Source organism: Streptomyces sp. NPDC001222 (assembly GCF_042896945.1).
Lineage (GTDB): Bacteria > Actinomycetota > Actinomycetes > Streptomycetales > Streptomycetaceae > Streptomyces > Streptomyces gibsoniae.
Genome location: NZ_JBIAXT010000009.1, coordinates 31,889 through 44,785, shown reverse-complemented (window position 1 = coordinate 44,785; position 12,897 = coordinate 31,889). Strand labels below are relative to the sequence as shown.

Genomic DNA, 12,897 nt, shown 5'->3' with positions numbered 1-12,897 from the left:
GCCGGTGGCGTGCGCACCCGTGGAGGAGGCCTGCCCGCCGGAGGCGTGACCGCAGGCGTTGCCGAACGCGGGGTTCAACGCGGCGATAACGTTGACCGTGTTACCGCAGATGTTGACCGGGACGTGCACCGGGACCTGGACGTTGTTGCCCGAGGCGACGCCGGGGGATCCGCTCGCAGTGCCCTCGGCGTGCGAGTCCGCGTACACCGGGTTGCCGCACAGGGACAAAATGCCCGTCGCGGCGGCTGCCGCGACCATTCCCCTGCTCAGGGTCTGTCGCAATCTCGTTGTCTTCCTGCTGGTAGAAGTGGGTGAAGTGGGAAGGCCGGCCCTGGAACCGGGAAGAGGAGTCCAAGGCCGGCCGAGACACAGCCGGGCAGCTGATGCATGACGACGTCAGCCGACGGCGGCCATGACGTCAGGTGGTCGCGCAGGCGTTGCCGGCGGCCGGGTTGAGCAGCCCGATGACGCTGACGGTGAGGCCGCAGGCGTTCACCGGGACGTCCACGGGGAGCTGGACGACATTGCCGGAGGCGATGCCCGGGGAGCCGGTCGCGGTACCCTCGGCGCCCGAGTCGGCCATGGCCGGAGCGGCCATGCCGAGCGCCATGATGGCACCGGCGACGACAGCCGCGCTCTTCTTGTGCTTCACGTATTTTCCCTTCTTTGCGGTCGTGCCCCTGTGACGGCCGAAACCGAGCGAGCACAGCTTGAACGGCTCGCCGCACGACCTGCAGTCTGTGAAACGAGGAATAGTCGACGGAAGCAACTCCCGATCGGAGGGCGCCGGGCAATTCACCCGAATGCCATCGTCGAATTCACACCCGAGGTGAATACCGGGTATTGACGCGGGGTACTCAGCCGGCGCTCGCGTGGCCGCCCGTCAGAAGCGGCGCGTCCTGGGCGGAGACCGGCACGGTATCGACCACCGAACCGGTGTCGGTCCTCGTCGGCAGACCGGCTCCGAGCTGGTCCAAGGAGCCCTGCACCAGGGAGGACTGCGGACTCGCGCCGTCCCCGGCCGCCTGGTCGCCGAGCGCGCCCGGGGCGGCGGCCGCGCCGGCGGGCGTGGTGCGTCCGTCGCCGCCGAGGGCAAGCGCCTGAGGAGCGGCCACCGCCGTGGCACCGACGACGGAAGCCACGACCGCCGCCACGGCCATTGCCTGCTTGAGCATTTTTCTCGCGTTCCTTTCCTGGCAGAGACAGGTGTTCTGCTCTGCCACCAACCAGGTGTGTCGGCAATGGTTTCGGCGATTCACCCGGTCGGCCGTTCACCGGAACGGCAGTTGTGCGCACAGCGGCCCGGGCGCTTGCCCGGGGCGGCCCGGCGCTCAGTTCTCGTACAGTTCCTCGATCTCCCGTGCGAACGCCGTCGCCACCGCCTGGCGCCTGATCTTCAGGGAGGGCGTGAGCAGCCCGTTCTCCTCGCTGAACTCGCCCTCGACCAGCGCGAACCTGCGGATGGACTCGGCCCGGGAGACCGCCTGGTTCGCATGGTCGACGGCCTTCTGCACGTCCGCGCGGATCCGGGGGTCGGCGACGACCTCCGACCGCGGGGTGTCCGCGGGCAGCCCCCGCACGGCGAGCCAGTGGGCGACCGCCTCCGGGTCCAGCGTGATCAGGGCGGCGACGTACGGGCGGTTGTCGCCGACGACGATGCACTGGCCGACGGGCGAACGGCTGCGCAGCCGGTCCTCCAGCACGGACGGGGAGACGTTCTTGCCGCCCGTGGTGATGAGGATGTCCTTCTTGCGGCCGGTGATGGTGAGATAGCCGTCCTGGTCGAGGGCGCCGAGGTCACCCGTCGCGAACCACTCCCCGCTGAGCACGGCGTCCGTGGCGGCCGGGTTGTTCCAGTACCCGCCGAAGACCAGGCCTCCCCTGATCAGGACCTCCCCGTCGGTGGCGATGCGGACGGCCGAGCCCGGGACCGGGAGGCCGACCGTGCCGGGGCGGGGCCCGAGGGGCGGGACGAGGGTGGCGGCCGCGGTCGTCTCGGTGAGTCCGTAGCCCTCATAGACGACGATCCCGGCCGTGTAGAAGAACAGGTTGAGGTCTCGGTCGAGCGGGGAGCCGCCGCTGATGGCGTAGCGCGTCCGGCCGCCCAGCTCCTTGCGGATGCGCCGGTACACCAGCAGGTCGTACAGCGCCCACGCCGCGTACAGCCCCGGACCCGGTCCCTTGCCCGCGCCCAGGAACCTGTTCAGATGCGCCTCGCCGAAGCGGACCGCGACCCGGTCGGCGCGGTCGAAGGAAGCGCCGCGGCCGATCCTCTCGGCGGTGGCCCTCCCGGTGTCGTGGATCTTCTCGAAGAGATACGGCACGCCGACCAGGAACGTGGGCCGGAACGACCGCAGCGCCGGCCGGAGTTCGTCGGGCTTCACGCTCGGGAAGTGGCCCACCTCGATACGGGCCAGCAGACAGGCGATCTGCAGGGTGCGGCCCAGGATGTGGGCGAGGGGCAGGAACAGCAGGGTCGAGGCGTCCTGGCCGGTGACCTCCTTGAAGACCGGATGCAGTAGTTCGACGGTGTTGGCGGCCTCCGCGTGGAGGTTGGCGTGGGTGAGGACGCAGCCCTTGGGCGCTCCGGTGGTTCCGGAGGTGTAGCAGATCGTCGCGGGCGTGTCCGGGGTGAGGGCGCCACGGCGTTTGGTGACCTCCTCGCCGGGGACGTCCCGGCCCTGCTCGGGGAGCCCGCCGAGGGTGTCCGCGTCCAGGCACCACACCCGCGGGGGCTCGGGGTGGCGGGCCGTCGCCGCGGCGACCGTGGCCGCGTTCCGGGCGGTCTCCACGACCACCAGACGGACGCCGGCGTCCCGCACGATCCATTCGACCTGCTCGGCGGACGAGGTGGGGTAGACCGGGACCGTCTGACCGCCCGCCGCCCAGATCGCGAAGTCGAGGATCGCCCACTCGTAGCGGGTACGGGACATCACCGCGACCCGGCCCCCCGGCTCCAGCCCTGCCGCGATCAGCCCCTTGGCGGTGGCGGTGACATCGGCGGCGAAGGCGGTGGCCGTCACCGGCCGCCAGCCGGATCCCTCCTGACGGCGCATCACCACCGCGTCGGGTGCCTCGGCCGCGTTGGTGAAGGGCAGATCGGCGGTGCTGCCCGTGCCGGCGGGCGGCACCAGCGGCGCGGTACGCACCTCGCGGACCGCGCCGGCCGCGTCCCTGACCAGTTCGACCGTGGTGCGGGCCGCCAGATCGCTGCGCTGCTGTGCCCGTTTCAGATCCCTGCGTACGCCCATGACGGCTCCCGTCGCGGCTCGGGTGCGGAGACGCGTACTCACTCGTACTTACTCCAGAGTCAACTTACTAGTGAGTCAGGAGAATTCAACGGTGCGTACCGAGGTTCTTCGGGGATCCCCGCGCGGCGGCCGGGTCAGCCGGCGTCCCGCAGCCGGGACGCCTGCCGGATCGCCGAGGCCAGCGCGCGTACGTCGGTGTCCCTTGTACGCGACGCCAGCGCGTCCGTGCGCTCGGCGAGCGCGGGGAGACCGGGGTCGCCGGGGAGCGCGGCCGACCCCGACGCGGACCGGCGCAGGTCGTCCGCGAAGTACGCGGCGGCCGCGGCGACCTGCAGCCCGTACGGGGCGTGCCCCAGGTCGGCGTCGAGGGCGCCGGTCTCGATCTGGCCGGACTCCTCGTGCGGGGCGCGAGTGGCCGGGTCCAGCCAGCGGACGCTTGCCGTGGCGAGATGGCCGTCGGCGCCGGGCCGGGCGCGGACCGCGTAGAGCGCGGTGACCGTGTGGCCGGGGCCCACCTCGCCGCCGTCCACTCGGTCGTTGCGGAAGTCCCGGTCGGCGACGCGCCGGTCGTCGTAGCCGATGAGGCGGAACTCCCGTACGGTCCGCGGGTCGAAGGCGACCTGTGCCTTGGCGTCCCGGGCCGTCAGCTCGACGTTCTGCGGCAGTTGGTCGCTGAAGACCCGCTGTGCGTCCTCGGGGGTCGAGACGTAGACGGTGTGGCCGTCGCCCCGGTCGGCGAGGCGTTCCATCAGCGCGTCGCCGTACTCGCTGCCCACGCCGACCCCGAAGAGGGTGATGCCGTGCTCCCGGCGGGCGTTCGCGATGCGCTCCAGGATGGTGCCGGGGTCGGTGTCACCGGTGTTGGCGAGCCCGTCGGACAGCAGTACGACCCGGTTGGTGGCACCCGGCCGCAGGCCCTGGACGGCGGTGGCGTACCCGGTGCGGACGCCTGCGCCGAGGTTGGTCGAGTCCGTCGGCCGCAGCTCCTCGACCGCGTCGTGGACCCGGGCGCGACGGCCGCCGAGCCGGGTCATCGGCAGCACGGTCCGTGCCTCGTCGCTGAAGGTGACGAGCGCGACCGAGTCGTCGTCGCGAAGCCGGTCCGTCAGCACCCCGAGCGAGTCCCTGACCAGGTCGAGCCGGCCTGGCTCGGCCATCGATCCGGAGACGTCGACGACGAACGTCAGCGCGGCGGGCGGGCGCCGTGCCTCCGGCTGCGCGGCACGCGTGGCGAGTCCGACCCGCAGCAGGGACCAGCCGTCGGTGCCGGTGCGGGCGCCGTCGAGGGTGACCGTGAAGCCGTTGCCCGCCGGCCGCTCGTAGTGCTGGTCGAAGCTGTTGACGAACTCCTCCGGGCGGACCGCGGACGGCGTCGGCAGCCGGCCCTCCGCGAGGGTACGGCGCGCATAGCCGTACGAGGCGGTGTCGACGTCCAGCGCGAAGGTGGACAGATGGCCGGAACCCTCTTCGCGGCCGTCCGGCGCCGAACCGGCGGCCGGCGCGGGAAACGGGAGCGAGCCGTTCGACGTGCTCGACTTGCCCGAATCGTTCGTCCCGCCCCCCGAGCAGCCGCTGAGCAGCAGTCCGCCCGCGAGTGTGAGCGCGAGCAGCGCGCCGCGAAGCCGTCGTGTCCGGTGCTCGCCCATCGGTGCCCCCCTGTGTCCGTCGACGTCGACGTCTGCGGTCGATGTCTGTGACTGTGACGGCGGAAGGGGCGCCGACGGGCGGTACGGGGCGTTGCGGATGGATCTCGAACCGGCCACGGCGGACGGCCGCCGACACCGGTAGGAGATCCTCCGTTGACCTAGGACACGACGTCCTTGCGCGCGAAACCGCGGAAGGCCAGCGCGAACAGCACCAGCGCATACGTTATGGAAATCGTTGTGCCCTGGATCATGCCGGACCACTCGGGGCGGGGCTGGACGGCGTCCGCCCAGGCGAACTGCCAGTGCGCGGGCAGGAAGTCGCGCCAGTGACCGAGCGCGGTGACCGCGTCCAGCACGTTCCCCACGATCGTGAGGCCCACCGCGCCGCCCACCGCGCCCAGCGGCGCGTCCGTCCGGGTCGACAGCCAGAACGCGAGCCCGGCGGTGACCAGTTGGGAGACGAAGATGTACGCCACCACGACCACGAGCCGCTGGGCCGCCGTGCCCGCGGAGAGGGAACCACCGGTCGGCAGCTGAAGCGGCCCCCAGCCGTAGGCCGCCGTGCCCACCGCGAGCGCGACGACCGGCAGCAGCACCATCGCCGCGAGGCTCAGGCCCAGCCCGACCGCGAGCTTGGACCACAGCAGACGGGCGCGCGGGACGGGGGCCGCGAGCAGATAGCGCAGCGAGGACCAGCTCGCCTCGGAGGCGACCGTGTCCCCGCAGAACAGCGCGACCGGGATCACCAGCAGAAACCCGGCGGAGACGAAGAGGTTCACCGCGGCGAAGTTGGCGCCCGACGCGGTCGCCGTGTCCATGAGCGTGACCTGCCCGTTGCGTGAGCCCGGGTCGCCGCCGATGGCGAAGGCGACGACCAGCACGAACGGCAGCACGGCCAGGACCGCGCCCATGACGAGCGTACGGCGCCGCTTCAACTGCCGGACCAGCTCGACGCGGAGCGGGAGCGTCCGCCGCGCCCGGTACCCGTCGGCCGTCTCGGCCCGCTCGGCGAGCGCACTCATGCGGAACCTCCGATCAGGGTGAGGAAGGCGTCCTCGAGCCGGCGATGGGGCCCCAGCGAGGACACGGGCACATCGAGCCGGACGAGTTCGACGAGCAGTCGGGCCGCGGCCGTGGAACCGGAGACGACCGGCTCGGCGGACCCGCCGGGCAGCACGCCGGGGGAGGCCGCGGAGACGTCCGGCTCACCGGGACCCACGGCCGCCACCGCGGAGGCGACCGGCTCCGGCGAGTCCACCGGGGAGCCGTCCGGTTCCGTGGCCGGGGCGAGGCGCACCAGCAGTCCGCCCTCCGTCCGTGTCGCAGACGAGACGCCGGGCAGCGCGGCCACCTTCTCCACCAGCGGGTCGGCGATCTCCGCCGCCAGCCCCACGAGCAGGGTGTCCCCGGAGCCCACGATCTCGCTCACCGGCCCCGCCTGCACCAGCCGGCCACGGTCCATGACGACCAGGTGGGTGCAGGACTGTTCGACCTCCGCGAGCAGATGGCTGGAGACGATGACCGTGCGGCCCCCCGCCGCGTACCGGATCATGACCTCGCGCATCTCGCGGATCTGCGGCGGGTCCAGACCGTTGGTCGGTTCGTCGAGGATCAGCAGATCCGGCAGCCCGAGCATCGCCTGCGCGAGGGCGAGCCGCTGGCGCATGCCCTGGGAGTAGGTGCGGACCGCGCGGGACAGCGCGTCGCCGAGCGCCGCGATCTCCAGTGCCTCGTCCAGGTGCGCGTCCTCGGGCGGGCGGCCGGTCGCCTGCCAGTACAGCTCCAGGTTCTCCCGGCCCGACAGGTGCGGCAGGAAGCCCGCGCCCTCCACGAAGGCGCCGACCCGCGACAGCACCGGTGCGCCCGGGCGGATCGCATGGCCGAAGACCCGGATCTCGCCGCCGTCCGGCTTGATGAGACCCATCAGCATGCGCAGCGTCGTCGTCTTGCCCGCGCCGTTCGGCCCGAGCAGTCCCAGCACCTGGCCCTTCTCCACCCGGAAGGACACGTCCCGCACCGCGTACCGGTCGGCGGACCTCGCGTAGCGCTTGCTCAGCCCCGTGATCTGCAGCGGGACATCGGCGAGCACGGGGTCGGGGGCCGGTACCGTCGTACGGCGACGGCCCGTCAGGAGCAGGGCCGCCGCGGCCGCTGCCCCGGCGAGCGGCAGCCACCACACCCAGGAGGGCAGCGGGGCCGCCGCGGACGTCACGCCCGGCGCCGTCGGCACCGTGAGGGCGCTCTTCAGGGAGATCCGGTAGGTGGCCGGCGCGGCCGGGGACGCGTAGCCGAGGTCCGTGGAGGCGAGCACCAGCCGCAGCCGGTGGCCCTTCTGCACCTCGTGGTCGATGGCGGGCAGGGTGAATGTGACGTCCTTGCCGTTCCTGGCGCCGGTCACCCGGACGGGAGCGACCAGTTGCGAGGGCAGCACCGGTCGGCTCTCGCCGGGTCCGACGTCGTACACCTTTCCGAAGAGCACGGCGTCGTCGCTCGTCGACGTCACATGGACGGTCACCGTCGGCGACCCGGTGATCCACAGGTCGTCGCGGACCGGGGCCGACTCGAAGTGCGCGTACTGACCGGGGAAGTCGAGCGACACCCCGAGGCCCAGCGACGACAGCTGGGACAGGCCGCCGGAGCCGCCGAGGCCGGGGAGCGCGGAGACCGCGGGCGGGCTCGCGCCGGCCGGGTTCGCGAAGCTCTGCTCGCGACCAATCAGCGGGACCGTCCGCCGTCCGCTCTCCAGACCGGGGTAGGCGGCCGCGCTCGCGCCGCGCAACAGGACCGCGCCGTCCGTGGAATCCACGCCTCCGGTCCGGGTGATCCGGAACGCGGGGCCGGTGTCGACGTTGCGCTCGTCCTTCAGATACCGGTCGAACCACGCCGTCACGCGCGCCTGCACCCGGTTCGTCTCCAGGTCGCCGCCGTCGTGCCCGCCCGCGATCCAGTCGACGTCCACGGGCGCGCCGTTCGCCTGGACGGCTCGGGCCGCCGCGTCCGCCTGGCCGAGCGGGAACAGCGAGTCGGTCTGGCCCTGCACGAGCAGCGTGGGCACCTTGATGTCCTCGCCGACGGCGGACGGGGAGCGCTCCTGGAGCAGGGCGCGCGCCTGTGCGTCGGGCGTGCCGGACTCCGCCACCCGGTCGTACATCCGGCACAGCTCGACGGTGAACTTGGCGCAACCGCCGCCCGAGTTCAGGAAGACGCCCGCCCACAGCTTCTTGAACACGTCGTTCGGGAACAGGGCGTCCGCCAGGTTCCAGTACGTGATCGCCGGCGCGATCGCGTCCACCCGGCGGTCATGACCGGCCGCCAGCAGCGAGATCGCCCCGCCGTACGACGCGCCCGCCATACCCACGCGGGGGTCGCCGGGCTTGTCCAGCTCGACCTCGGGCCGCTTCGCCAGCCAGTCGATCAGCTTCGAGACGTCGGCGACCTCGCCTCGCGGGTCGTTCAGCCCGATTCTTCCCGTGGACCTGCCGAAGCCGCGCGCCGACCAGGTCAGTACGGCATACCCGTCCCGGGCGAGCTCCTCCGCCTGGCTTCTGACGTCGTCCTTGCTGCCGCCGAAACCGTGGGCGAGCAGGACGGCCGGGCGGCGGCCGGCGGACCCCGCGGTGAAGTAAGAGGTGTCGATCCGCACGCCACCGCCCATGTCCATGATCCGGTCGGAGCGGTGCACCGCGGGCGCGTCGTCCGAGGCGACGGCCGACCATGTGCCGACGCCGGCCAGCACGAGGACGACCGCGGCGACTGCGGCCACGGCCCCTCGGCGCAGCCCCCGGACCGCGGGCAGTCGAAGATCCATGCGTCAACGGTAAGGGCCGCCACCGACAACCGCTGCAGCCGCCGGACGGAACTCCGGCCCCTCCCACAGGCGTACGGAGCCGACGCCGTGTACCGCAGCCGTCGTACGGCGGCAGGTCCTGACCGAGGATTGCGCGCGCTCGGCATCCGCCCCGGCGGGGTGCTGCTGGCCCACGCGTCGCTGCGCAGCGTCGGCCCGGTGCACGGCAGGAGCCGCGCGGTGGTACGGGCCCTGCGTGCCGCCCTCGGCCCGCAGGGCACCCTGGTGGTGCCCACCTTCACCCCGGAGAACTCCGACACGTCCCTCGTCTACCGCAGGCGCATCCAGGGCATGACCGAGCGGCAGGTGGCGGAACTGCGCAGCACGATGCCCCCGTACGACCGCCGGCGCACCCCGGCCGTGTCGACGGGGCGGCTGGCGGGGGAGGTGCGGACCCGTCCCGAGGCGCTGCGCAGCGATCACCCGCAGACGTCCTTCGCGGCCGTCGGCCCCCTGTCGCACCGGATCGTCTCCGGCCATTCGCGCGGCTGCCATCTCGGGGAGTGCTCCCCGCTGGCCCGGCTGTACGAGGAAGGGGCCCAGGTGCTGCTGCTCGGTGTGGGGTTCGCCTCCTGCACCGCGTTCCACCTGGCCGAATACCGTACGCCGGAGCAGCCGATGCAGGAGTACCACTGCGTCATCCGGGTCGGGGGGAGCGGACCTGGTGGAGCTACACGGACGTGGCTCTCGACGACAGCGACTTCGCGATGCTGGGCGCGTCGTTCGAGCAGAGCGAGGCACCTGTGGCGACGGGCCGGGCCGGAAGCGCCGACGCCCGGGTCTTCGGTGTCAGGGACGCGGTGGATCACGCGGTGGCGTGGATGGCGTCCCATCGCCGCCGGGGGCGCCGGCAGAGGTAGCCCGCTTCCCGGCTCAGGCCTGTGCGTCCTCGGGGACCGACACCAGCCAGCGGGTCTCGCGGCGGGGGCGGAGGTAGAGCGCCCAGTACAGGGTGGCCACCGCGGTGATGCCGCCCGTCCACAGCAGATAGCGGACCTCCTGCTGGCTGAGGATGTACGCGAGGACCACGATCAGCAGGACGGGCATCGCGGGCCACAGCGGCATCCGCCAGGCGGGCGTGTGCCGGTGCCCGCCGCGCCGGGCGAGCAGGGCGGCGACCGCCACCAGCAGGTACATGCCGGTCACCGAGACGCCCGTGACACCGTAGAGGGTGTCGAGGTTGACGAAGCAGAGCAGCGCGCCCGGGACACCGACGACGAGGGTGGCGACCCAGGGGGAGCCGAACCGGCCCAGCTTGGCGAGGCCGTTGTTGACCGGCTCGGGCCACGCCTTGTCGCGGGCGGAGGCGAACAGCACGCGGGAGTTCTGGATGACCATGACGATGCCCGCGTTGATGATGGCGAGCGCCACGCACAGGCTCACGAAGGTGCCGACGGCCGAGTTGGACCAGGCGGTCACCATGCTGCTGAGGTCGCCGCTCGTCAGGGCCTTCAGGTCGGAGGCGCCCATGGTGATGGCCACGACCGGCACCAGGATGACGACGGTGGAGATGGCGAGGGTGGCGAGGACCGTGCGGGCGACGTTGCGGCGCGGGTTCTCCAGCTCCTCGGAGAGGTAGACGGCGGTCGAGAAGCCCTGGGTGACGAAGAGGGCGATGGCGAGCCCGGAGACCACCAGCATGGCCGTCACGGTGTCCGTGTGCCCGCCGGAACCGGCCACCTGCATCGAGACCAGGCTGCCGAGGCCCCGCTGGCTGTGGGTGAAGCCCAGGACCGCGACGACGCCCGCGGCCACCACTTCCAGGACCAGGAAGATGCCGGTGATCCAGGCGTTGGCGCGCAGGTCCAGCAGTCCGGCGAGGGTGGCGAGCAGCATGACACTCGCGCCCGTCATCGCCGGGTCGAGGTGGACGACCGGTGCGAGGTAGTCCGCGGTGCCCATGGCGATCACCGGCGGGACGATCATGACGACCAGCAGGGACAGTACGAAGACCAGCCAGCCCGCGAGCCGTCCGGCGAGCGTCGACACCATGGCGTACTCGCCGCCGGCGCTGGGGATCAGGGTGCCCAGCTCCGAGTAGCAGAACGCCACCGCGATACAGAGGAGGGAGCCGATGGCGATCGTGAGGGCGGTGGCGGTGCCGAGCGAGCCGAACAGGTCGGGGACGACCACGAAGAGCGTGGAGGCGGGCGTCACGCACGAGAGCGTGAGCAGGGTGCCGCCGACGACGCCGATGGAACGCTTGAGTGTCTGGGGACTGCTCTCGGGTGCCTGGGCGACGGAGTTCTCGACAGGGCGGAGCGTGTCGGTCATGCGGCGGTTCCGATCGACTCGTGCGGCAGTGGTTCGGGCGGGAGCGCTATCGCCTCCGGAGGCTGGGTCGTCCTTGCTTGTCGTCTCCCGGTGCGCTGCATTGGACCCCGACGAAAATCAGCACGTCAATGGCCGTTAACCTTCGGATTCCGCACTTGTAAAGCGAGCCGGGTTGCCCTGCTTTCCCAGGGCGTGACGCCGCTCTGGCTCATTAGTCAAGATCTTGCGTGTTTCGACCTTGCTTTCCAAGGTGAAAGGCGGGTTGAGCCTGCGTCACCCGTTTGATGACGCCCGCACGGGAACCGCAGCGAACTCGTTAAAAAAATGTCAGGCCGTCCGGAATCCGGACGACCTGACGGGGGTTTGCGGTGACGCTCAGTGGTTGCGCGGGAACCCGAGGTCGACGCCCGCCGGGGCCTCGGACGGGTCGGGCCAGCGGGTGGTGACGACCTTGCCGCGGGTGTAGAAGTGCGTGCCGTCGTTGCCGTAGATGTGGTGGTCGCCGAAGAGCGAGTCCTTCCAGCCGCCGAAGGAGTGGTAGCCCACCGGCACCGGGATCGGCACGTTCACGCCGACCATGCCCGCCTCGATCTCCAGCTGGAAGCGGCGGGCCGCGCCACCGTCCCGGGTGAAGATCGCGGTGCCGTTGCCGAACGGCGAGGCGTTGATGAGGGCGACACCCTCCTCGTACGTCTCGGCCCGCAGCACACACAGCACCGGGCCGAAGATCTCGTCCTGGTACGCCTTGGCCGTGGTCGGCACCTTGTCCAGCAGCGAGATGCCGATCCAGTGGCCGTCCTCGTACCCGTCGACGGTGTGACCGGTGCCGTCCAGGACGACCTCGGAGCCCTCTGCCGCCGCGCCCGCCACATAGGACGCCACCTTGTCGCGGTGCGCCTTGGTGATCAGCGGGCCCATCTCGGAGGCCGGGTCGTCGCCCGGACCGATCTTGATCTTCTCGGCGCGCTCGCGGATCTTCTCCACCAGCTCGTCGCCGATGGCGCCGACCGCCACCACGGCGGAGATCGCCATGCAGCGCTCGCCCGCCGAGCCGTACGCCGCGGAGACGGCCGCGTCCGCCGCCGCGTCCAGGTCGGCGTCCGGCAGCACCAGCATGTGGTTCTTGGCGCCGCCCAGGGCCTGCACCCGCTTGCCGTTCGCGGAGGCGGTGGTGTGGATGTAGCGGGCGATCGGGGTCGAGCCGACGAAGGACACCGCCTTGACGTCCGGGTGCTCCAGGAGCCGGTCCACGGCCACCTTGTCGCCGTGGACGACGTTGAAGACACCGTCCGGCAGGCCCGCTTCCGCCAGCAGCTCGGCGAGGCGGACGGACGCCGACGGGTCCTTCTCGGACGGCTTCAGCACGAAGGTGTTGCCGCACGCGATCGCGATCGGGAACATCCACATCGGGACCATCGCAGGGAAGTTGAACGGCGTGATGCCCGCGACGACGCCCAGCGGCTGCCGGATCGCGGCCACATCCACCCGGCTGGCCACCTGCGTGGAGAGCTCGCCCTTCAGCTGTACGTTGATGCCGCAGGCCAGGTCGACGATCTCCAGGCCGCGCGCCACCTCGCCGAGCGCGTCGCTGTGCACCTTGCCGTGCTCGGCGGTGATCAGCTCGGCGATCTCGTCGCGGTGCGCGTCCAGCAGCGCCCGGAACCTGAAGAGGATGGTCGTGCGCTGCGCGAGGGAGGACTGCCCCCACGTCACGAACGCCTCCCTGGCCGCGGCCACGGCCGCGTCCACCTCGTCCACGGTCGCGAAGGCGACCTGGGTGGTGACCGCGCCGGTGGCCGGGTCCGTCACGGGCCCGTACGTGCCCGACGCGCCTTCGACGGTCTTCCCGCCGATCCAGTGGTTGACGATCTTCGTCATG

At 71.9% G+C, this 12,897-nt stretch carries 9 protein-coding genes and 1 pseudogene; 1 reads left to right on the top strand and 9 read right to left on the bottom strand.

Features of this window, described 5'->3' with window-relative positions; translation table 11 throughout:
* The 7 genes from ACFY2Z_RS14900 to ACFY2Z_RS14870 all read right to left on the bottom strand — a co-directional run.
* The coding region (locus tag ACFY2Z_RS14900) for a chaplin (RefSeq protein ID WP_390744581.1) at window positions 1-282 on the bottom strand (282 nt) is incomplete at its 3' end.
* Window positions 283-418: 136 nt separating this feature from the next.
* Window positions 419-610 (bottom strand): chaplin, encoded by a 192-nt coding sequence (locus ACFY2Z_RS14895; protein ID WP_390744745.1) that lies wholly within the window; start codon window positions 608-610, stop codon window positions 419-421.
* Window positions 611-857: 247 nt separating this feature from the next.
* On the bottom strand, window positions 858-1,175 hold the full coding sequence (locus ACFY2Z_RS14890; protein WP_390744580.1) for a rodlin: 318 nt from the start codon (window positions 1,173-1,175) through the stop codon (window positions 858-860).
* A 156-nt stretch (window positions 1,176-1,331) separates the two neighbouring features.
* Window positions 1,332-3,251 carry an AMP-dependent synthetase/ligase gene (locus tag ACFY2Z_RS14885; protein WP_390744744.1) on the bottom strand — a complete coding sequence of 640 codons (1,920 nt, stop codon included), beginning with the start codon at window positions 3,249-3,251 and terminating at the stop codon, window positions 1,332-1,334.
* A gap of 134 nt (window positions 3,252-3,385) precedes the next feature.
* Window positions 3,386-4,897: a von Willebrand factor type A domain-containing protein gene (locus ACFY2Z_RS14880; RefSeq protein ID WP_390744579.1), complete on the bottom strand. Its 1,512-nt coding sequence runs from the start codon at window positions 4,895-4,897 to the stop codon at window positions 3,386-3,388.
* Between the two features lie 158 nt (window positions 4,898-5,055).
* Complete coding sequence (locus ACFY2Z_RS14875; RefSeq protein ID WP_390744578.1) at window positions 5,056-5,919, bottom strand: ABC transporter permease; 864 nt, start codon at window positions 5,917-5,919, stop codon at window positions 5,056-5,058.
* Window positions 5,916-8,705, bottom strand: coding sequence for an alpha/beta fold hydrolase (locus tag ACFY2Z_RS14870; protein WP_390744577.1), 2,790 nt, complete (start codon window positions 8,703-8,705; stop codon window positions 5,916-5,918). Before ACFY2Z_RS14870 ends, ACFY2Z_RS14875 begins: the two co-directional genes overlap by 4 nt.
* A gap of 87 nt (window positions 8,706-8,792) precedes the next feature.
* On the opposite strand from ACFY2Z_RS14870, the pseudogene ACFY2Z_RS14865 reads away from it, so the two are divergent.
* Window positions 8,793-9,604 (top strand): annotated as a pseudogene (locus ACFY2Z_RS14865) (aminoglycoside N(3)-acetyltransferase).
* A 13-nt stretch (window positions 9,605-9,617) separates the two neighbouring features.
* Here ACFY2Z_RS14865 and ACFY2Z_RS14860 read toward each other — a convergent pair.
* On the bottom strand, window positions 9,618-11,018 hold the full coding sequence (locus ACFY2Z_RS14860) for an APC family permease (RefSeq protein ID WP_390744576.1): 1,401 nt from the start codon (window positions 11,016-11,018) through the stop codon (window positions 9,618-9,620).
* 375 nt (window positions 11,019-11,393) lie between these two features.
* Window positions 11,394-12,896, bottom strand: coding sequence for a CoA-acylating methylmalonate-semialdehyde dehydrogenase (gene mmsA / locus ACFY2Z_RS14855; protein WP_390744575.1), 1,503 nt, complete (start codon window positions 12,894-12,896; stop codon window positions 11,394-11,396).
* Between the last annotated feature and the right edge of the window lies 1 nt (window position 12,897).